Below are 21,354 nucleotides of genomic sequence, written 5' to 3'. Positions count from 1 at the left end.
TTCAGGACATTGATTCAGGAGGTGAAAACAAATGAACAAATCAGACTTGATTACACACGTGTCCGAAGCGACTGAATTGTCCAAGAAGGATGTAACGAAAGCGGTTGATGCCGTATTCGAAGCAATCTCTGAGGCTCTTCAAAGCGGAGACAAAGTACAATTGGTTGGTTTTGGGAACTTCGAAGTTCGCGAGCGTTCTGCACGTAAAGGGCGTAACCCGCAAACAGGTGAAGAAATCGAAATTCCTGCGAGCAAAATTCCTGCATTCAAACCAGGTAAAGCGCTCAAAGACGGAATTAAATAAGATTTCTACATATTCCATATGTCAAAGAAAGGACCGTGACTCGTTCACGGCCTTTTCTTTTGTCTTCTAACGATGTGCCTCGCTGTTTTTTGTGTCGGCGGAATCGTCCGGTTGCTTGCTATAGGCGATCAATATCAGATCTTCTCCTGCTGATTCCGAAAGGTGCTGTTCAATGTCCTGTAGCTGATGAATGTGCTCGTCTGTCAAGGTTGCAGGGGTGTACTTCATGCAGAGGCTCCTTTCTATGGAATGTATCCTGTAGTATGACCCGGTTCCCATAGATTATTGCAGCTTTTACAAGCAAAACTCAGTTGACAAATGAATCAATCTTAATCATCATTAACGCTATTGAACAATTAGGAGAGGGGACGTTACGTAATGGACCATCCAACCGGCAGTGATTACATTGTCATTAAGGCAGAGGAAAACGGAGTTCAGGTCATCGGTTTGACGCGAGGACAGGACACGCGTTTTCATCATACCGAGAAGCTGGACAAAGGTGAAGTCATGATTGCCCAGTTTACGAATCATACTTCCGCGATCAAAATCCGCGGCAAAGCTACCATGATTACAAAGCATGGCCAAATAGAATCAGAATAAAAGACGAGTTAAGAGTCTGTTGCATCAGAGCTAAGCGTCGTTTTACGAAAAACTCCTGCCTGTTTACGAAGTGGATTTGGGTAGAGCCAATACTTTGGGTATGAACGAAAAATTGCAGGCATAGCCTGCTTTTTTTCATTGTACAATGAGGTATGAGCCTTTACCGGACAGACTACACTAACATGTAAAGGCAGGGAGGCATTTTATGAAACCGCGGATGATCGTGACGGCTTCGCTGCTGGCAACGGTTGCAGCAGTTTTCCTGTTGGTTGCTGTGCAAACCTTACATATGCGAACATTGGGCGGAGAGCGGGTACAGCCGGTATCTGCAGCTGAGCAAAAGCTGGAACTGTCTGACGAGAATTTGGTGGACGTGCTGAGCTCTATGCCTTTAACTACACCGATTGCAAAAGTGGAATGGAAGCAGTCCATTTTGAAACTGGATCTGAAGGTGACAGGTACCGGAACAAGTTACACCGAAATCTATGATAATATGGCAACGGTGGCCGAGCTTGGATTTCACGGTATTGATAACGTGGAGCAAATACTGCTTCGTGTCATGGCAGAAGATGAGTGGCTGCACAAAAGGCATCTGCTGCTTGCTGCTGATATACGAAGAAATGAGTGGCCAACAGATGCAATCGATGCACTTCGAAATTGGAAAAGCCCCGTCCTATCCAGTGAAATAAAAGAATGGTTTCACATCATGGAGACGGATCTGTGGAAGAAGCAATTCGAATTGTTGAACGAAGGGTAATAGAATAGCAGGATTCAGTGCGTGTCTGTTCAACATATGCTATAATATATAAGATTGTAGTGCAGAAATGGTTTAACAATGCAAAGGCTCGGAGGCTGAGAATGAATTCATATCGCGTACCCCAACTAGCAAAAAAATATACGGATTACGACATGATTCGACAACATACGGAAATACCACCGTTTCCGGATAGCCGGGCTCGTCTGCTGCAGGCGTTTGTGGGCCGTACAGATGAAAAGGAGCATGATGAGCTCTATGCTCTGGCTACCTCGCTCGTTCAGCTGGCCATGGATACGCATGATCGAATCGATACGATCTCCGGGGATCGGAATGAGCAGGAGATGCGCTCACGCCAGTTGAACGTTCTTGCTGGTGATTACTTGAGCAGTCGCTTTTATCAGCTGCTTGCCCATGCGGGTCGTATTGAGATGATTGGCAAGCTCAGCGGTGCCGTATCTGATGTCAACGTGCGCAAGATGACGCTGTATGATCGGATGAAAAAACTTCTCGTTTCGGCTGAAGAATACTTGCGTGAAACGGTACAGCTGAAGATGCAGCTGTTTCTTTCTTTTGCGGACATGATTGGATCAAAGGAACAGAAGCTATGGGAGAGTCTTCTTGCAGAATTCAGCTTGTGCGAGACCGTTGTGGAAGAGCTGCAGCGAATGAATGACGCGAAGAAATTCAGTCATAGCTATGCTTTCTGGCATATATACAAGCAAGGTACAGCCGATGAGCGGAACCTGCTTGGCCAGCCAGAGCTAGATATGCGGGCATGTGGTGCTGTGGCAGTCAAGTATCAAATTGATGGGCTTCTGCTGGACAGGCTTCGTGAAAGTACAAACCGCATAAAGCTTTTGCTGCAGGAAGAACAAGACCAGCGGGGATTAGCTGAGCTGCATGCCATCTTGGAAACCTATTTGGGTTATCTGGAGCCTTCACACGCAGCAGTAAGGGAAGATTGAGGGGGAGACAAATGGGGAGCGCAGAGTCGAAACCGAAAGAAGAGTTTGTCCATTCGGTGTTTCAGAGTATAGCGGGAAAATATGATGTCATGAATGACATCCTGAGTTTCCGCAGGCATAAAGCCTGGCGCAAATTCACAATGAAAAAAATGAACATGTCCAAAGGGGATACAGGTTTAGATCTGTGCTGCGGTACCTGTGACTGGACGCTGGCGATGGCAGAGGCAAGTGAAACAGGTCACATGCATGGACTGGACTTTAGCAGCAATATGCTTGAAGTGGGACAGAACAAGGTTAATGCCGTAAACAGACAAAAGCAGATTACGCTTGTTCAGGGGAATGCCATGTCACTTCCTTTTGAAGATAATTCATTTGATTATGTTACCATCGGGTTTGGCCTTCGTAATGTTCCTGATTTGAGACAGGTTTTGTCAGAGATGAAACGTGTAGTGAAACCTGGTGGCATGGTTGTGTGTCTGGAATTGTCCAAGCCGACCTGGCAACCGTTTAAAGGTATTTATTATTTTTATTTTGAACAAGTACTGCCGAGACTTGCCAAATTGTTCGCCAAACGTTATGAGCAGTATAAATGGCTGCCTGATTCATTGGCATTATTTCCGGGAAGGAAGGAACTGGCTACCATTTTCGAAGAAACCGGATTGAAGCAAGTGCAGGCCTATCCTCTGACCGGAGGCATCGCGGCATTGCATATTGGAACCAAGGAGAATCAGCATGTTTAGGAAAATTCGCATCTTTTTAGAAATGATCAAGATTGAACATACGCTTTTTGCTTTACCTTTTGCATTTATGGGTGCCATTCTCGGCTCTATGGTCGTGAACGGAACGTTCCCAACCTGGATGCAGATTATGTGGGTGCTGCTGGCCATGGTTGGTGCACGCAGTGCGGCATTTGGACTTAACCGGATGATTGACCAAGCGATCGACGGCAAAAATCCGCGGACGGCTATGCGCGCCATCCCAGCGGGCCTGCTCAAAAATGGCGAGGTTGTTATCTTTATTATTGTTTCATTTGTATTGTTATTCTGGGCTTCATCCAATCTTAATGTGTTATCAATGCAATTACTTCCAATCGCAGTGTTTATGCTGGTATTGTATTCATACACCAAACGATTCACATGGCTCTGCCATGTTGTTCTCGGAATGACTATCGGCCTTGCTCCACTTGGAGGCTGGGTTGCTGTTACGGGGTCCATGGATTGGACAGCCATTGTGCTGTACGTTACGATTGTGTTCTGGACCGCGGGCTTTGATATTATTTATGCATGTCAGGACCTGGAGTTCGACCAGGAAGAGGGGCTTCATTCCATTCCTTCCCGTTTCGGACTTATTAAATCGTTGAATATTGCTAAGTTCTTTCACATTATTACAGCCATCGGATTTTTGGCGCTTTTGTTGATGACGGATCTGAGCTGGTGGTATGGAGCAGGCATGCTGATTACATATGGTATTCTTTTCTATGAGCACTATATTGTATCGCCTAACGATATGAGTCGTGTACAGACGGCTTTCTTTACCATGAATAGTGTTTTGAGTCTGGTCGTATTTACCTTTACTTTGATAGACCTGGCGGTGAAATAAATATGCAGCAGCTGGACAATAAACGACTTGTTGTCGGAATTACCGGAGCCAGCGGAAGTATTTATGGCATAAGACTTATTGAAACGCTGCTCGGCCTGGATTTCACTGTTCATCTGGTGATATCTAATGCCGGCTGGCGGGTTTTAAAAGAAGAAATGGATTGGGATGTCACGAATCGTGAAGGTGTGCTGGAAGAGAAATTCGGCGGCCTCGGCGGTTCGCTGGTCTATCATCCCGTTAGTGATATAGGGGCTTCGATTGCAAGCGGATCTTATCTGGCAGATGGCATGATCATCATGCCATGCTCCATGGGCACACTTTCCTCCATCGCACAGGGGGCGTCAGATAATCTGATGTCTCGCGCTGCGGATGTCATGATGAAGGAGGCAAGGCCACTAATTCTGGTGCCACGGGAGACACCGCTGCATGCAATCCATCTGGAAAATATGCTCAAGCTCTCTCGCTTGGGTGTTCGAATGATTCCGGCCATGCCGGCTTTTTATCACAAACCTCAGACGATGGAAGAGTTGATTTTGTTTTTGGTAGGTAAAGTGCTGGATAGTTTGCGCATTCAGCATCAACTGTTCGCAAGATGGGGAGAACCGGATCAACGGGGCTAAAAGTTTTTTTTCTATAACTGTTTTAACTTATATGCAGAATATGACTTGCTCGCCCCGGTACCGGGGTATTGGTGAGCGCTGATGGTAGAGCTTCGGTGAAACCACAGCCTTGACCCATGCTCCGGCAACTTCTGAATTTGTTTCAGAACAAGTCGAAGAGTTTAATTCCCGGATGTTAGCCATGACATTCGAAGAAGTAAGGTACGACTTAGTAGAACACAAGCAGGAACGGCAAGCCCTGGTTTTTCGTGATGCCTGCAGGCCCGACTTGCTGGAGGGGAAGGTAAGCATGGATTTTTGGACTGATAATACGCTGACACGGGTGAACGAATGAAACTATTGGATATTTTCGGGTTGTTAAAAAAAGACATGGATTACATTGAAAAAGAATTGTATCGCAGTGTGCAGGGAGATCAGAAACTACTAAGTGAAACTTCACTACATCTGCTTAAAGCCGGCGGGAAGCGTTTGCGTCCGGTATTTGTACTGCTCGGCGGTAAATATGGTACATATGACATTGAACGCCTGAAGTTGATTGCGGTACCGCTGGAATTGATTCATTCCGCTTCGCTGGTACATGACGATGTTATTGACAATGCAGAGACGCGGAGAGGCAAACCTACGGTGAAGTCCAAATGGGATAACCGTATTGCGATGTACACCGGGGATTATATCTATGGAAAAGCACTTCAGATGACAGCTGGCCTGTCCGATCCGGACATCCATCGTATTCTGGCGAAGGCCATGGTGCAGATGTCTATCGGTGAGATGGAGCAGATTCGTGACTTTTTCAATACAGGACAGAGTGTTCGCAATTACTTGCTGCGGATCCGTCGCAAAACGGCGCTGCTGATTGCGGTCAGCTGCCAGCTTGGGGCTCTGGCTACACGCGCACCAAAACATGTTTCTTCACTCCTGTATACTTACGGATATAATGTGGGCATGGCCTTCCAGATTCAGGATGACGTACTTGATCTGGTGGGAACGGAGAAACAACTGGGTAAGCCTCCAGGTAGTGATATGAAACAGGGGAATATTACCCTGCCTGTCCTGTACGCTCTGCAGGAACGTGATCTTCGTGAGCCGCTGCTTAACGAGATTTCACGTGTTCAGCGTGAAGATGGACGGGCGAGTGCCTCGGATGCGATTGGAATGATTCGCCAAAGTCAAGGAATCGCTAAAGCTGAAGCACTGGCTGACCGATATATGAAGAAAGCGCTCGATGCTCTGGATCAGCTGCCCAATATCAAAACAAGCAAAAATTTGCGCGATATCGCACATTTTGTTGTCAAGCGGACTCATTAAAGTGCATGGATACGATCATACTGCTTATTGCTCGGGTTTACTCCAAAGATATGGATGTGAGATTCCTCATTGGGAGGAATTGGACATGTATGTTACAATCAAAGTGATTGCGTCTACATAATGAACTAACTTTGAACCGTGAGTGAGGAGTGAGCGTATGGATCGTACATTTTTGATGGTGAAGCCGGATGGTGTGCAGCGTGGTTTGATTGGGCGTATCGTTAGCCGTCTGGAAGACAAGGGGTTTAAAATGGTGGCTGGGAAACTGGTTCAGATGACGGAGGATCAGGCCAAGCGCCATTATGCGGAACATGAGGGTAAGCCGTTTTTTGATGATCTGGTGCTGTTTATCACATCCGGGCCAGTATTTGCCATGGTCTGGGAAGGTGATGACATTGTGGCACTTGCGCGGATCGTTATCGGCAAAACCAATGTAAAGGAAGCGGCTCCCGGTACGATCCGTGGAGACTTTGCAAGCCACACACCGCATAACCTGATTCATGGAGCTGATTCACCGGAGTCTGCCTCTCGTGAAGCAGCAAACTTCTTTACTACAGATGAATTGGTGACGTACGACAAGAGCATCGCAGCCTGGTTGTAATTTATTAGCCAGAAGGGTGATACGATGCTGGAGCAGGAACAACTAGACCCGGATTATGCCGGTTTTATTCGGAAAATCAAAGAGAGCACAGGCATTGATCTTGCTCAATACAAGGAAGGCCAGATGAAAAGACGGCTGACCACACTTCGAAACAAAAACGGGTTTCATACATTTTCTAATTTTTTTGATGCCATGCAGAAGGATAAGTCACTGTTTTACGAATTTCTTGATCGGATGACGATTAACGTTTCGGAATTTTGGCGAAATCCTAACCGCTGGGAAGTGCTCCGTGACGAGATCCTTCCTGAATTGATTGGTCCAAAGCGCCGAGTAAAGGTGTGGAGTGCAGCTTGTTCAACTGGCGAAGAGCCCTATACACTTGCAATGATTTTGGATACGATGGGGATTCTTAAGGACAGTTCCATTACGGCGAGTGATCTGGACGAAGGTGCACTGGCCAAAGCCAAGGAAGGCCGCTATATGGAGCGTTCGCTCAAGGATGTCCCCAAAGAGACAGCCAGTCGTTATTTTAAGCAGGATGGGTTGGTTTATCGAATCGATGACAAGCTCAAAAGCTCAATCAAGTTTATGAAGCAGAATCTGCTGCTGGACCGATTTGATGATGGGTATGATCTAATTGTGTGCCGGAATGTAATGATCTATTTTACCGAGGAAGCTAAAAATCTGTTGTATCATAAATTTGCAGCAAGTTTACGGCCAGGCGGCATTTTATTCGTAGGCAGCACAGAACAGATCTTCTCACCTGGACAATACGGTCTGGAGACAGCGGAAACGTTCTTCTATCGCAAAAAATAAACAAGGTCAATGGATTGGATGACCGTCTGGATTACACACGAACATGTGTCCAGACGGTTATTTGTATTTCGGGGTAAGGAAGAGCGTAATTTCAACTCCGAATTGTGTCAGCACAAGCTGACCAAAATTTCGTTTTTGGGCAGGAAACGACGGGCTTTCTTGTCAAAGCGGGTCAGCTATACTATAATGAGCAAAGAAATTATGGGATTTTAGCAATGTGCAGTTTAACAGTTTAAAGGGGGAACGTATTATGAGTTTACGTTATTTAACCGCAGGGGAAACGCACGGACCCCAATTGACCGCAATTATCGAAGGATTGCCAAGCAATCTGAATATTGATTTTGAGGAACTGAACTTCCAGCTCCACCGTAGACAGAAAGGATATGGCCGTGGACGCCGGATGCAGATTGAGAAAGATCAGGCCAATTTTGTGGGTGGCATTCGTCACGGATATACAACTGGAGCACCGGTAGCTCTGGTCGTTCAGAATAATGACTGGAAACACTGGCAGAACATTATGAATATTGAGCCTATTGAAGGCAGTGATGAAGAGAAACGCCGCGTTCATCGTCCTCGTCCTGGACATGCGGACCTGAATGGCGGACTCAAATATAACCTGAAAGATCTGCGCAACGTTCTGGAGCGCTCCAGTGCACGTGAAACAACGGTACGTGTAGCTTGTGGAGCGATCGCCCGTCAATTCCTGGCTGAGTTTGGCATTAAGGTAGCGGGGCGTGTACTGCGTATCGGAGAGATTGAGGCACCTTACCAAGACCTGCCTATCGATGAGCTGATTGAAGTAACCGAAGCTTCCTCGGTTCGAGTGACGGATGCAGAGACGGAGAAGAAGATGGAAGCCTATATTGATCAAATCAAGCAGGAAGGCGACTCCATCGGAGGAATCGTGGAATGCATTGTTGAAGGTGTGCCTGTAGGTCTCGGAAGCCATGTGCAGTATGATCGCAAACTGGATGCACGGATTGCTCAAGGTGTCATGTCCATTAATGCCTTTAAAGGTGTGGAGATCGGTATCGGATTCGAAGCAGGAACGATTCGCGGCTCCCAGGTACATGATGAAATTCTTCACACGGAGGAACGTGGTTACCACCGGGCAACCAATCGTTTGGGTGGATTTGAAGGCGGAATGACCAACGGAATGCCGGTCGTGGTTCGTGGGGTTATGAAACCTATCCCGACACTCTACAAACCACTTCAAAGTGTTGATATTGATACCAAAGAAGCCTTCACTGCCCAAGTCGAACGTTCAGATGCTTGTGCCGTTCCGGCAGCAAGCGTAGTCATGGAACATGTGGTGGCATGGGAGATTGCCAAGGCATTCCTTGAGAAATTCGGTGGGGATTCCATGGAGGAAATTCGCGCCAACTACAACAACTATAACGCTCAATTGGAGAGCTACTAATATGCGTCAGCTGACAGTTCAGTTGGAGGAACGCTCATATCCCATTCTGATTGGCAGTGGTCTGCTCGCTGAGGCGCCTCGATTTTTTGAGCAATATGGATTGACCAAAAAAAGTCCGCTGCTCATTATTACAGATGAGAATGTGGCTCCCAAGTATTTGGCTGGTCTTGAACAGACCCTCCGGGCGGCTGACTATACAGTCGTTTCGGCAGTGGTTCCTTCGGGAGAGACATCCAAATCCCTATCGGTTTATCAAGACATGATGACAGCTGCCATTGAGGGTAAACTGGATCGCAGTTCCGCCATTATTGCCTTGGGCGGAGGCGTTGTGGGAGATCTCGCTGGATTCGTGGCGGCTACATATATGCGTGGAATCAAGTTTGTACAAGTACCTACAACAATCCTCGCACATGACAGCAGTGTTGGTGGTAAAGTAGCCGTTAACCATCCGCTGGCCAAAAATATGATTGGTGCATTCCATCAGCCTGAGCTTGTGCTCTATGATGTGGATACACTTCAATCCTTGCCGCCGCGCGATGTTTCAGCCGGACTATCGGAAATGCTGAAGCACGGCCTGATTCGCGACGAAGCGTTTGCACATTGGTGTGAAGAGCATGCCGAAGCGTTGCTCGCGCTTGATGCGGAAACACTCGGATACGGTCTGGAACGCGGATGCGGCATCAAGGCTGAAATTGTGTCTCGTGATGAGCGGGAAAACGGCGAGCGTGCACTTTTGAATTTGGGCCATACCATTGGTCATGCAATTGAAGCGATAGCTGGATACGGGGAGTTTTTGCATGGAGAAGCCATCTCTATCGGGATGGCCGGATCGGCTTTGCTGGGCGAGAAGCTTGGTGCACCTGCAGGTCTATATGACGATACGGTGCGAATGCTTCGTTCCCTGCGATTACCGGTCACCATGCCAAAACATCTGAATACGGATGCGTTGATGGATGCCATGATGCATGACAAGAAATTCCGTGAAGGACATATGGTTTTTATTATTCCGGATCGGATTGGGGCAGCGCGAATTGTGAAAGACGTGCCCGTATCGGCAGTTCGGGATGTCATTGAATTGCTTAAGAAGGGAGCAGAATAACGATGGTAACACGTGGAATTCGCGGGGCTACAACAGTCACGCAAAATAACGAAGAACTGATTTTGAAGGAAACAGCGGTATTGCTGCAAGAGATTGTAGACCGCAATGATATCAAACCGGAAGATATCTGCAGCGTCTGGATTACGATGACGGGTGATTTGGATGCAGCCTTTCCAGCGAAGGCCATTCGCCAACTGGATGGCTGGGAGTTGGTACCTTTGATGTGTGCACTGGAAGTACCTGTTAAGGGTGCCCTGCCGCAATGCATTCGTTTCATGGTGCATGTGAACACAACCAAAGACCAACATGAAATCAATCATGTGTACCTGAATGGTGCACAATCTCTGCGGCCCGATTTGGCTGCACCTTCGAATTCGTAAGAAATAGAGTGGTTGTCAAACCATTCTGAATGCTGTATAGTGAGAACCAGTTGAGTAGAGTATGAGTTGAGCTGAGAGCAGCTGAGATAGTGGAGTATATAGCAGAGTCCAGCGGGTGGTAGCCGGAGTAACAAGGTCGGCCAACTGATTCGCGGTACGTCGTGCTACAGGATTGATAGGAACAGGAACCTCATATTGTGAAACGTGTCCAGTGACACCGTTTTGTTTTGGTATATGCTCATTTTTGTTTGCTGAGATCCCATTTCGTTTCTGTGATGGTATCGTGCAAGCGGAAGAGTTAGTGAACCCATATTCAAGACGTGCAGGTTGGTGGGTGTAGGACGTTCATTCATGAGACTGGTCTGATGATCCAGCATGGAAGTATAGGGACTTGTTATTTATGAAGCGCCAAACTGTTAATTACAGCTTATAAACCCAGAACCTCTACCTGATGGTAGAGGTTTTTTTGTTATATACAACCGACTTTCTTCTACCTAATCTGAAAGGACGTGATCTGATGATAACGCCAAACGTTAATCAAGTACTGAAAATGTCGAATGAATACAATCTGATTCCGGTAGTCAAACGGATTTTGGCTGATATGGAAACGCCTATCCGGATTTTCCGCCGTTATGCTGAGAATGACCGGGCATTCCTGCTGGAAAGTGTGGAGGGCGGTATTCAGTGGGCAAGGTATTCTTTCATTGGTACGGATCCGTTTCTGATGATTTCGGCCAAAAAGGGTCGGATGGAAGTGGAAGAAGCTGGCCAGAAGCGCGAACTGCCAGGCAAACCCATTGAAGAACTAAAAGCGCTGCTGCGCAAGTACCGTAGTCCCAAGGATGACGAACTGCCGCCATTTACAGGCGGAGCGATTGGTTTTTTTGGATATGATCTGCTGCAATATTATGAGAAGCTTCCAGCTCATGCGCTGGATGATCTGAATATGGATGATATCCGTTTCATGTTCTGTGACCAGATTATTGTGTTTGACCACGTGAAACAGCAAATGCTGCTTGTCGGCAACGTTCATGTCAAAGAAGGAGCAACGGATGAGGACATCCGGAAAGCTTATGCAGTGACATCAGAGAAGCTTGAGCAGGCCGCTGAGCGCTTGCAGCAGCAAGGACCAGGGGAAAACCTGAATCCGCGATCCATTCCGGGAGACGTTGATCTGGGGGATATTCGTTCCAACCTAACGAAGGAACAGTTTATCGGCAATGTGGAGCAAGCCAAGGAATATATCCGTGCAGGTGATATTTTTCAGGTCGTGCTGTCGCAGCGCTTCCACATTGATACTGAGGTTTCCCCGCTTCATGTATATCGTGTACTTCGGACACTGAATCCATCACCCTATATGTATTATTTGAAAATGGATGATGAAATCATTGTAGGGACCTCACCAGAGGCTCTGGTAAAGGTGGATGGAAATCGTGTGGAGACACGGCCAATTGCCGGCACACGTCCAAGAGGTGCAACGGAAGCAGAGGATCGTGCTCTTGCAGCCGATCTGCTGCAGGATGAGAAGGAACGGGCGGAACATCTCATGCTGGTTGATCTGGGCCGCAACGATCTCGGCCGTGTATCGAAATTTGGCAGTGTGAAGTGTGACATGTTCATGGAGATTGAGCGTTATTCTCACGTCATGCACATGGTATCGAATGTGACGGGCGAGCTCAGAGAAGACAAGGACTTCTTCGATGCATTCCTCTCTTGTCTCCCAGCTGGAACGGTATCGGGTGCACCGAAGCTGCGTGCAATGGAGATTATTGCAGAGCTGGAAAAAGAAGCACGCGGTGCTTACGCAGGCGCTATCGGCTATCTCGGGTTCTCCGGTAACATGGATGCCTGCATTACGATTCGAACCATCATTTTCAAAAAAGGGAAAGCGTACGTGCAGGCCGGAGCAGGCATTGTATGGGACTCGGTACCTGAAAGTGAATACGAGGAAACAGTCAACAAGGCGAAAGCATTACTTAAAGCAATCCGTACAGCGGAGGCCATGTTCCCTCCCAAAGGAAAAGATAACCACCTGACACTTGCTAATGCAGATTATTTTGTAACGCCAGCCACGGCTGTACAGAACTGAGAGAGGAGAGACCGGATATGAATATGAACCCTGTGATGAATGAAGACTCCAAGAGATCCGCATCTGCATTAAACCTGAACGAAGGAATGAAGGACGGACTTTCCAAAATTTTGGAGGGTAACCATCTCGAGCAGACGGAAGCACGTAACTTGATGTACTCCATCATGAGAGGTGAAGCGACTCCGGCCCAGATCGGCGGATTGCTAATGGCTCTCCGAATGAAAGGGGAAACGGTGGACGAAATCACCGGTTTCGCCGAGGCCATGCGTGGACAGGGCGGCCGAATTCTTACCGATAGCAGCGGGCTGCTCGATACTTGCGGGACTGGCGGATCGGGGATTCACAAGTTCAATATCTCAACAGCCTCAGCCATCATTGCGGCAGCAGTCTCTGTTCGAGTGGCGAAACATGGTAATCGATCTGCTTCTGGTAAAGCGGGCAGTGCGGATGTTCTTGAAGCGCTGGGGGTTAACATTCACCTGGATGGAGAACAGGCCAGACAATGCCTGGATGAGATCGGAATTTGCTTCTGTTTTGCTCAGGTATACCATCCTTCCATGAAACATGCGGCTGCACCTCGCAAAGAGCTCGGTGTACGTACGATCTTCAATATGCTTGGTCCTCTCACTAATCCCGCAGGAGCGGATCGGCAGCTCCTTGGTCTGTATGACCGCAGTCGTACGTCGATGATTGCAGAAGTTCTCAATCGTCTCGATTTAAAGAGAGCGCTCGTCGTTGCAAGTCATGATGGACTGGATGAGATCAGCATATCCGCACCGACTCAGGTATCTGAACTGCGTAATGGTGAAGTTCACACGTATGACATTGACCCGCGTGATATGGGGTTGTCGCTCCATCCGCTGGAGACTGTTCTTGGAGGAGATGCTCTCCAGAATGCCGAAATCATAAAACGAATCTTTCACGGAGAACGGAGCGCGTATCGTGATGTCGTTCTGCTAAATGCTGGAGCATGCATCTACCTTTCGGGTCTTGCGGAGACCATTGCGGAAGGTGTGACCATGGCCGCGAATGCTGTGGATTCCGGAAAAGCAGCGATGAAATTGGAACAGCTAATACACACAACGGAGGCGTACAGTCATGTATCTTGATCGAATTGTTGCAACGAAACAGCAAGAGGTTGAAGTATTGGCCCAGACCTTTCAGATGGAAGAGGCATTAAAACAGATTGAAACATTGCCGGTTACCCGCGGGTTTGAACGGGCGTTATCGAAGAATCGTAATCGGAGCCTGGGACTTATTGCTGAAGTGAAAAAAGCATCACCATCCAAAGGGCTTATACGTCCTGACTTTCATCCGGTAGAGATTGCATTAGCCTATGAACGGGCAGGAGCAGATTGTATTTCCGTATTGACCGACGTCTCCTACTTTCAAGGCAGTGGAGAATATTTGCAGGCCATTCATCAAGCAGTGAATATTCCTCTTTTGCGTAAGGATTTTATTATCGATGAGCGCCAGGTCGCTGAAGCGAGATTGCTTGGTGCAGATGCCATTTTGCTGATTGCAAGCATCCTGTCACCAGAGCAGATCCGCCAGTATCTATCATTCGCCAAAAGTATAGGACTGGATGTCTTAATTGAAGTCCATGACCGAACGGAACTGGAGCAGGTACTGGAGATTCCGCAGGCAACTCTTGTTGGGATCAATAACCGTAATCTGAAGACGTTCGAAACCAGCTTAAGTACAACGCTTGATCTGATGAAGTTGATTCCGGATGGCGTAACGTTAATCAGTGAGAGCGGAATTGACGGTCCAGAGCGTTTAGGAACACTAATAGAGGCCGGAGTACAGGGAATCCTTGTCGGTGAACATCTGATGCGTAAGGATGATGTGGAAGCAGCCGTTTACGAACTGATGGGGCCAAGAGGATGAATAAACTCATGAATGACGGTATAGGCGGCAGAGATAACAGGGCGCCTGGAGAATCGGCAGCGGCAGTAAAAATTTGTGGACTTCAGGACGTTGAAGTGCTAAAATCGATGATAAACTTGCCGATTGATTACATTGGTGTTGTCTTTGCCGAGTCCCGTCGCCAAATTGATGCGCGTAAGGCTGCCGAGTTAAGAGCGGTCCTCATGGACTGGAATGCTTCTTATCGTCCGAAACTGACGGGAGTATTTGTGAATCCTTCAATCACAGAACTGGAGGGTGTCATGGAAGCAGCTCACCTGGATGTTATACAGCTGCATGGACAGGAGTCTCCGGAATTTTGCGGACTGGTGAAGCAGCGTTTCGGCACCGAGGTGTTCAAGGCTCTTTCCTTTCCCAAAGATGAAACAGCTGCAGAAGTGAACGATACTGCCAAGAAGGCACTTGATCCTTATCAAAACGTTGTGGATGCCATATTACTGGATACCTATGATCCGTTATACGGAGGAGGTTCCGGCAAGACGTTTGCGTGGGATCGTATTCCCGCTTATGCCGAATGGGCCATTCAACATGGAATTGCTCTGTTCGTAGCAGGGGGGCTGCATCCGGATAATGTAGAACAACTGATACAGACCTATGCACCAGACGGCGTCGATGTATCCAGCGGCGTAGAGTCTGACGGCGTGAAAGATATTGCAAAAATCACAGCATTTGTAGAAAGGGTGAAGCAGGCATGACACATCAATTGCCGGATCAACACGGGCGATTCGGTCCCTTCGGAGGCCGCTTTGTTCCTGAGACACTAATGAACGCTCTAATCGAATTGGAAGAGGCGTATGATCATTACTCTCAAGACGAGGAATTCAATAAGGAATTAAACTATCTGCTAAGTGAGTATTCCGGACGGGAGACGCCGCTGTATCATGCGGAACAGTTGTCTCGCCATCTGGGAGGACCGAAGATCTATCTGAAGCGGGAAGATTTGAATCATACCGGTGCACATAAAATTAACAATGCGATCGGACAAGGCTTGCTTGCCAAACGTATGGGTAAAAAGAAAGTCATTGCCGAAACGGGTGCCGGACAACATGGCGTCGCAACGGCAACCGTTGCTGCACTGCTTGGTCTTGAATGTAAAGTGTTCATGGGCGAAGAAGATACAGAGCGTCAACAACTGAACGTATTCCGGATGAAGCTGCTGGGGGCGGAAGTGATTCCGGTGACGTCTGGCACACGGACACTGAAGGATGCAGGGAATGAGGCTCTTCGTTACTGGGTCAGCAACGTGGAGGATACATTCTATGTGCTTGGATCCGTCGTTGGTCCTCATCCATATCCCATGATGGTGCGTAACTTTCAACGAGTCATTGGGGATGAGACGCGCAGACAGATCCAGGAGATCGAAGGGCGTCTTCCTGATGTGATTGTTGCGGCTGTCGGTGGCGGAAGCAATGCAATTGGTATGTTTTACCCGTTTATCGGGGATCAGGATGTAAAGCTTGTTGGTGTCGAAGCTGCCGGCAAAGGTGTGGACACTGAATTCCACGCAGCGACGATGAGTAAAGGCACACATGGCGTATTTCAGGGTTCCATGAGTTATTTGCTTCAGGATGAGTATGGACAGGTTCAACCTGCACATTCCATCTCGGCGGGTCTGGATTATCCAGGCGTTGGTCCGGAGCATTCCTATCTGAAGGACATTGAACGTGCTAAGTATGTACCGATCACAGATCAGGAGGCGCTGGATGCTCTGCAGCTGCTCAGTCGTACAGAAGGTATCATTCCTGCACTGGAATCTGCACATGCTGTGGCTCAGGTCGTTAAGCTTGCACCTGAACTTACAGCAGACGATATCGTTGTCATCTGTCTGTCCGGTCGGGGAGACAAAGATGTTGAATCCATTATGAAATATACGGGAGGGAACTTGTCATGAATCGGATGGACCAGACCTTCCTGCGTTTAAAGGAACAAAATCGTACAGCACTTATTCCGTTTCTGACCGTTGGTGACCCCGATGTGGAGACGACAATTGATATTATCAAGGAGCTTGAACAGGCAGGAGCTGACATCCTGGAGCTTGGGGTTCCCTATTCCGATCCGCTTGCGGATGGCCCTGTCATCCAGCGTGCTTCCGAGCGTGCGCTGAAAAGCCAGATCTCCATTCGTACCTGCATGGAAACAGCGGCCAAAGCACGCGAGGCTGGGGTACAGCTACCGTTTGTTCTCTTTACGTATTACAACCCTGTACTGCAAACGGGACTTGATTTGTTCTTTGGTGAACTTGTGAAACACGATATTAGCGGCATGATTATTCCGGATCTTCCCATTGAGGAAGCAGAAGAGATGCGCCGCAGGGCGGACGAGGCAGGCGTGCATCTGGTTCCGCTGGTAGCTCCTACGTCCAACGCGCGGATTGAGCGTATCGTTACTGGAGCGAGAGGCTTTATCTACTGCGTATCTTCACTAGGTGTAACGGGGGAAAGAGCCTCCTTCTTTGACGGAGTAGAGAGTTTTATTGAGACTGTGAAAAGTCTGACAGATATTCCGGTAGCGGTAGGGTTCGGCATTTCCAGCCATGAGCAAGTAGAGCGTTTTTCCCGCATCTGTGACGGGGTGGTTGTCGGGAGTGCCATTGTTCGTCAGGTGGAAGAAGCGATTCCTCTTCTTGGAAATCCGGATACCCGTGAGGCAGGGCTGTTGCAAATTCGCAACTTTGTGGCACAATTAAAAGGATAGGGAGATAACGGCGTGTTATTGCCCTGCATGTTTCGGCATGTAACTTATAACTTAACTACAGGAGGCGGTCGGGTTGAAACCGAAATCCCAGATTGTCAATCTGCCTGTGTACCAACCGGGCAAACCGATTGAAGAAGTGAAACGTGAACTGGGGCTTGAGCAAGTGATCAAGCTGGCCTCCAACGAAAATCCATATGGCAGCTCTCCTGCCGTACTGGAAGCCATTACGAAAGAGCTGGCCTATGTTAGTCTGTATCCTGACGGCAGCGCCGTTGAGCTGACAGGAGTGCTGGCAAAGCATTTGGGCGTGGAACGAAACAACATTATTTTTGGCTGCGGATCAGACGAGATTATTGCATTAATTACCCGTGCCTTCTTCCTTCCCGGCGATGAGACAATCATGGCGGATCAGACGTTCTCCGTGTACAAAAGCAATGCAGACATTGAGGGGGCAGTGACAATTGAAGTTCCGCTTCAAGATGGAACGCATGACCTGTCCTCCATGCTGGCGGAAATTAGTGATAAAACCAAAGTCATCTGGGTATGTAATCCGAATAATCCTACAGGGACAATTATCTCTGAACAGGAACTTGTAGCATTTATGGATCGGGTACCTGCTCATGTCATGGTTGTGGTGGATGAGGCCTATTATGAGTTTGTAACGGATGCGGCTTATCCACAAACCATTTCCATGCTGGATCGTTATCCGAACCTGGTCATTTTACGGACATTCTCCAAAATCTATGGCCTTGCTTCACTACGAATTGGATATGGCATTGCACGTCCGGAGGTCATCGACCTGATTAACCGTGTACGTGAACCATTCAACACGTCGCGTTTTGGCCAGGTGGCAGCAACGGCTGCACTTTTGGACCAACCATTTGTTCAGGAATGTGCGAAGCAGAATGCATCTGAACGTGATTATCTGCAAAACGAGTTTACCCGTCTTGGATTGCCGTTCTTCGCGTCGCAAGGAAACTTCATCTTGGTCGATTTGGATATGCCATCTAAAGATGTGTTCCAATCCTTGCTCAAACAAGGGATCATTGTCCGCCCTGGATTCCAAGTCTATCCAACATACATCCGTGTGTCTGTAGGCAAACCAGAACAGAACCGTGCTTTTGTGACGGCATTGGAGAACACGCTGGCTGAGAAGGCGACAACAAGCCACTAAAACCGGCGATGAAAGAGTGAGGTCTCATGAAATTAAAAATTGCAATGATTGGTGTGGGGCTCATTGGAGGATCTCTCGCGCTTTGCTTCAAAGGCAAGCCGGGAGTAACTGTAATGGGCTATGCACATCTACCTGAATTGAAAGAAAAGTACATAGCGAGTGGTGTAGTGGACGATGCTACACTCTCTCTGGAAGAAGCGGTGCAGGATGCCGACTTTATTTTTTTGTGCGTTCCGGTAGGTCTGCTTGAATCATATTTTCAACAATTGGCGAAGCTGCCCTTGAAAAAGGGATGCATCATCACGGATGTTGGCAGCACCAAAGCTTCAATTGCGGCTTGTGCTGAGCATGTACGCATGACCGATGCCTACTTCATTGGCGGTCATCCGATGGCCGGATCTGAGCGTGCTGGTGTTGATGCGGCGTCGGCCGTACTTTTCGAGAACGCGTATTATGTTCTGACTCCGTCTGCACATGTTCCTGAAGAGGCATATGCCAGATTATCCGAGCTACTAGCGTATACGCGGGCACAGATCGTCAGAGTTGAGCCATTATTACATGATGATATTGTGGGAGCTATCAGTCATTTACCACATGTCATCGCGGTAGCGCTCGTGAATCAGGTACGTGAATATAATGAATCAAATCCCCTGTATAAAATGTTGGCGGCAGGCGGGTTCCGTGATATCACACGTATTGCATCCAGTGATGCGATTGTATGGCGTGATATCCTGCTGAGCAATCGTGAAGTACTCCTTGGTCTATTGAAGGACTGGAACAGCCAGATGTCTGCTTTTACGGATATGCTGGAAAACGAGAATGGTCCAGGAATCGAAGAAGCATTCCGTCAGGCACGTGAATTCCGCAGCGTATTGCCAGAACGGCGTAAAGGCATGATCTCGCCGCTGTTTGACTTGTATACAGACGTTCAGGATGCACCAGGGATGATTGGTAAGATCGCAACAGAGCTTGGGACACATGATATCAACTTGAGCAACCTGGAGATTATCGAGAACCGGGTCGATGTGCCAGGCATCATGCGTTTGTCATTCCGTCAGGAAGAGGATATGGAACGTGCGAAGTCTTTATTGGATTCCCTGGGATATCAGGTCTGGGTATGAGAATAGAAAAAAGAGGGCGAGAGCCCTCCTTTTTTTGTGTATTGATAAACAGTTGTTATGATACGTCCTTAAAGAAGGGCAAAAAAAAGACCGCTTACATAAGCGGCCATTGCTCACGTGGAGCAATACAGTTATTGGATAGGAGTGGAGAGAAACCATACTGTACTTTTATTATATGTATACGTTTTCATTTTGTCAACACTTTATAAAAAATTGTTAAATCAAATTATAACTTACGTAAATTCAGGAAATAAAACCCTCCAAAAAAGGATCTGAAATAAAAAGGTTAAAATTTTGCAACCTTTTTGGATCTCTTTGCGTCTAATGAGTGTGCAATGTGCAATTTTGCCAGTTGGGTTCTTATGTAGTCATACTCGTGAAATAAGAGGCATAAGAATGACAGGTCGGGCTTTTGTAAATCGTAAAGAATTTGCCAGGAGGCTGCTGACCGTTGTACAATAAATACTGTTAATGTAGAAACGTTGGGGAAATTGCCATTACATAGGGGAATTTGGCGTAGAGGCCTGATATGGCTTTACGCTGTTTTATGCGGTGAGAACCGCAACTTTTTTGTGCCTGTTCGGTAATACATGGATAGAGTCGAACGGGGAGAAGCACATGGATGGGCGAGGAGGGGTCGCACTCAAATGACGGATTCCCAGTTGATTCGAGAGATCAAGGAAGGTAACCTGGAGTTATATTCCGAGCTGATGCGTCGTTATCAGCGTAAAATACTGGCTTTCGTATATCATATGTTGAAAAGTTCCAATATGGAGCTGCTTGCGGAAGATCTCTGTTCTGAGACTTTCTATAAGGCGTTCCGCAGTTTACACTCATTCCGCGAGGTGGATGCCTCATTCTCGACGTGGTTATATACCATTGCGAGAAATACGGTGCTGAGTGAGCTGCGCAAACAGCGCAGTGGCAGTGTTCCTCTAGAAGAGAGCGGGATTGTACCCATTGCTCCTTCCGAGAACGCCCCAGAGCATGCTGTACTGCGCAGTGAGCGGGTCATGCTGGTTAGAGATGCCATTAACAACTTACCGGAGAAGCAGCGTTCTGCCATCATACTCCGTGAATATGATCAACTAGACTACCAGGAGATTGCGAATATTCTTGGGCAGAGCGTCAGTTCTGTAAAATCGTTATTGTTCAGAGCAAGATCTAGCGTAAAAACTCAATTGGAACCTTATTTCTTCGAACCGGTGTACGAGCCATATGAAGGGATGAAGAACAGATGAATTGCAATGAAGCCCAGGACTTGTTTGCACTGATCTGGGACTTGCCGGCAAATCATCCGCAGCGGCTTGCTTTTCATGCACATCTGGATGGTTGTGAGGAGTGCTCGCAGCAGTTTGAAGTTTGGGAAGAAGCCCAAGTATTGCTGCACAGCATACCGGAACCAGTGACAGAGCAGCAGGCAGAGAGAGTCAATCGCAACGTAATGGACCGCATTTATGCGGAGTCCCCGTGGCTTTTGCCTGAAGAGGCAAAAGTGAATCGATTCTCTGCTGCGATCCGCAAGCATATGACGTTGTGGATTGCTGCGTTTCTGGCCATTTTTTTATGCAGTTTCTTATACATGGCGATGTTTAAGTCTGGGGTATCAGAAGCTGAACAGCAAAGTGTCGTTTCTACGGGGATTCTCGAAACAGCTGTTGCTGGAAGCGATCTGACTGCTTCAGGTATGTATCAGTACGACATGCCAGGGGCCGACAGAGGAAGCATTATTGAACCCTTTGTCGTAAGTATGGGACCTGCGTATCCGGGATACTGGATGGCCTTGTCACTACTCGCCATTGGCATGGCTTTGTTTTCGCTGGGGCGGATGCATCGAACGACGAACAAACGTAAACAAGGTGCGCGTGCGTAGTTAACCAG

25 protein-coding genes are annotated in these 21,354 nt (G+C 47.7%); 24 read left to right on the top strand and 1 reads right to left on the bottom strand.

Annotation, left to right across the window (positions count from 1 at the left end):
* The first annotated feature begins 31 nt into the window (after positions 1–31).
* On the top strand, positions 32–304 hold the full coding sequence (locus tag MHB82_RS19825; RefSeq protein WP_024630670.1) for an HU family DNA-binding protein: 273 nt from the start codon (positions 32–34) through the stop codon (positions 302–304).
* Between the two features lie 66 nt (positions 305–370).
* On the opposite strand, the gene MHB82_RS19820 is transcribed toward MHB82_RS19825, so the two are convergent.
* Positions 371–532: a hypothetical protein gene (locus tag MHB82_RS19820; protein ID WP_181429798.1), complete on the bottom strand. Its 162-nt coding sequence runs from the start codon at positions 530–532 to the stop codon at positions 371–373.
* Positions 533–682: 150 nt separating this feature from the next.
* Here MHB82_RS19820 and mtrB point away from each other — a divergent pair, with 150 nt between their 5' ends.
* From mtrB to MHB82_RS19705, 23 genes are all read left to right on the top strand, one after another.
* Positions 683–904: a trp RNA-binding attenuation protein MtrB gene (gene mtrB, locus MHB82_RS19815; RefSeq protein ID WP_095292880.1), complete on the top strand. Its 222-nt coding sequence runs from the start codon at positions 683–685 to the stop codon at positions 902–904.
* 205 nt (positions 905–1,109) lie between these two features.
* Positions 1,110–1,661: a hypothetical protein gene (locus MHB82_RS19810; protein WP_095361934.1), complete on the top strand. Its 552-nt coding sequence runs from the start codon at positions 1,110–1,112 to the stop codon at positions 1,659–1,661.
* Between the two features lie 101 nt (positions 1,662–1,762).
* Positions 1,763–2,626 carry a heptaprenyl diphosphate synthase component 1 gene (locus MHB82_RS19805; protein ID WP_095361933.1) on the top strand — a complete coding sequence of 288 codons (864 nt, stop codon included), beginning with the start codon at positions 1,763–1,765 and terminating at the stop codon, positions 2,624–2,626.
* An 11-nt stretch (positions 2,627–2,637) separates the two neighbouring features.
* Positions 2,638–3,366: a demethylmenaquinone methyltransferase gene (locus MHB82_RS19800; protein WP_095292874.1), complete on the top strand. Its 729-nt coding sequence runs from the start codon at positions 2,638–2,640 to the stop codon at positions 3,364–3,366.
* A complete protein-coding gene (locus MHB82_RS19795) occupies positions 3,359–4,225 on the top strand; it encodes a UbiA-like polyprenyltransferase (protein ID WP_095361932.1) in 867 nt (288 codons plus the stop codon). Before MHB82_RS19800 ends, MHB82_RS19795 begins: the two co-directional genes overlap by 8 nt.
* 2 nt (positions 4,226–4,227) lie before the next feature.
* Entirely contained in the window at positions 4,228–4,845 is a 618-nt protein-coding gene (locus tag MHB82_RS19790; protein ID WP_095361931.1) for a UbiX family flavin prenyltransferase, read from the top strand.
* A gap of 109 nt (positions 4,846–4,954) precedes the next feature.
* Complete coding sequence (locus tag MHB82_RS19785; protein ID WP_095361930.1) at positions 4,955–5,179, top strand: hypothetical protein; 225 nt, start codon at positions 4,955–4,957, stop codon at positions 5,177–5,179.
* Positions 5,176–6,150, top strand: coding sequence for a polyprenyl synthetase family protein (locus MHB82_RS19780; RefSeq protein WP_095292868.1), 975 nt, complete (start codon positions 5,176–5,178; stop codon positions 6,148–6,150). Before MHB82_RS19785 ends, MHB82_RS19780 begins: the two co-directional genes overlap by 4 nt.
* 157 nt (positions 6,151–6,307) lie before the next feature.
* Positions 6,308–6,751: a nucleoside-diphosphate kinase gene (gene ndk, locus MHB82_RS19775; RefSeq protein ID WP_341175668.1), complete on the top strand. Its 444-nt coding sequence runs from the start codon at positions 6,308–6,310 to the stop codon at positions 6,749–6,751.
* A 24-nt stretch (positions 6,752–6,775) separates the two neighbouring features.
* On the top strand, positions 6,776–7,567 hold the full coding sequence (locus MHB82_RS19770; protein ID WP_095361928.1) for a CheR family methyltransferase: 792 nt from the start codon (positions 6,776–6,778) through the stop codon (positions 7,565–7,567).
* A gap of 250 nt (positions 7,568–7,817) precedes the next feature.
* The gene (gene aroC / locus MHB82_RS19765) at positions 7,818–8,987 is read left to right on the top strand and encodes a chorismate synthase (protein WP_095292861.1); all 1,170 of its coding nucleotides are present in this window, start codon (positions 7,818–7,820) and stop codon (positions 8,985–8,987) included.
* 1 nt (position 8,988) lies between these two features.
* Complete coding sequence (gene aroB / locus MHB82_RS19760) at positions 8,989–10,086, top strand: 3-dehydroquinate synthase (RefSeq protein WP_341175667.1); 1,098 nt, start codon at positions 8,989–8,991, stop codon at positions 10,084–10,086.
* Positions 10,087–10,088: 2 nt separating this feature from the next.
* Positions 10,089–10,466 carry a chorismate mutase gene (gene aroH, locus MHB82_RS19755; protein ID WP_110759002.1) on the top strand — a complete coding sequence of 126 codons (378 nt, stop codon included), beginning with the start codon at positions 10,089–10,091 and terminating at the stop codon, positions 10,464–10,466.
* A gap of 517 nt (positions 10,467–10,983) precedes the next feature.
* A complete protein-coding gene (gene trpE / locus MHB82_RS19750; protein ID WP_095361957.1) occupies positions 10,984–12,555 on the top strand; it encodes an anthranilate synthase component I in 1,572 nt (523 codons plus the stop codon).
* An 86-nt stretch (positions 12,556–12,641) separates the two neighbouring features.
* Positions 12,642–13,664, top strand: coding sequence for an anthranilate phosphoribosyltransferase (trpD, locus tag MHB82_RS19745; RefSeq protein ID WP_445671267.1), 1,023 nt, complete (start codon positions 12,642–12,644; stop codon positions 13,662–13,664).
* On the top strand, positions 13,654–14,445 hold the full coding sequence (trpC, locus tag MHB82_RS19740; protein ID WP_341175665.1) for an indole-3-glycerol phosphate synthase TrpC: 792 nt from the start codon (positions 13,654–13,656) through the stop codon (positions 14,443–14,445). Before trpD ends, trpC begins: the two co-directional genes overlap by 11 nt.
* 8 nt (positions 14,446–14,453) lie before the next feature.
* Entirely contained in the window at positions 14,454–15,179 is a 726-nt protein-coding gene (locus tag MHB82_RS19735; RefSeq protein WP_341175664.1) for a phosphoribosylanthranilate isomerase, read from the top strand.
* Positions 15,176–16,375, top strand: a complete 1,200-nt coding sequence (gene trpB, locus MHB82_RS19730; protein ID WP_341175663.1) for a tryptophan synthase subunit beta — start codon at positions 15,176–15,178, stop codon at positions 16,373–16,375. Before MHB82_RS19735 ends, trpB begins: the two co-directional genes overlap by 4 nt.
* A complete protein-coding gene (gene trpA / locus MHB82_RS19725) occupies positions 16,372–17,178 on the top strand; it encodes a tryptophan synthase subunit alpha (protein WP_341175662.1) in 807 nt (268 codons plus the stop codon). Before trpB ends, trpA begins: the two co-directional genes overlap by 4 nt.
* A 73-nt stretch (positions 17,179–17,251) precedes the next feature.
* A complete protein-coding gene (gene hisC, locus MHB82_RS19720) occupies positions 17,252–18,352 on the top strand; it encodes a histidinol-phosphate transaminase (RefSeq protein ID WP_341175661.1) in 1,101 nt (366 codons plus the stop codon).
* Between the two features lie 26 nt (positions 18,353–18,378).
* Positions 18,379–19,473 (top strand): prephenate dehydrogenase, encoded by a 1,095-nt coding sequence (locus MHB82_RS19715; RefSeq protein WP_095361920.1) that lies wholly within the window; start codon positions 18,379–18,381, stop codon positions 19,471–19,473.
* Between the two features lie 647 nt (positions 19,474–20,120).
* Entirely contained in the window at positions 20,121–20,714 is a 594-nt protein-coding gene (locus MHB82_RS19710; RefSeq protein WP_095361919.1) for an RNA polymerase sigma factor, read from the top strand.
* Positions 20,711–21,346 carry an anti-sigma factor family protein gene (locus tag MHB82_RS19705; protein ID WP_110758995.1) on the top strand — a complete coding sequence of 212 codons (636 nt, stop codon included), beginning with the start codon at positions 20,711–20,713 and terminating at the stop codon, positions 21,344–21,346. Before MHB82_RS19710 ends, MHB82_RS19705 begins: the two co-directional genes overlap by 4 nt.
* The last annotated feature ends 8 nt before the right edge of the window (positions 21,347–21,354 follow it).

Source organism: Paenibacillus sp. FSL K6-2862 (assembly GCF_038005125.1).
GTDB classification, from domain to species: Bacteria; Bacillota; Bacilli; order Paenibacillales; family Paenibacillaceae; genus Paenibacillus; species Paenibacillus illinoisensis_A.
Note: the sequence above shows the minus strand (reverse complement) of the source record. Positions and strands in the feature narration are given on the sequence as shown.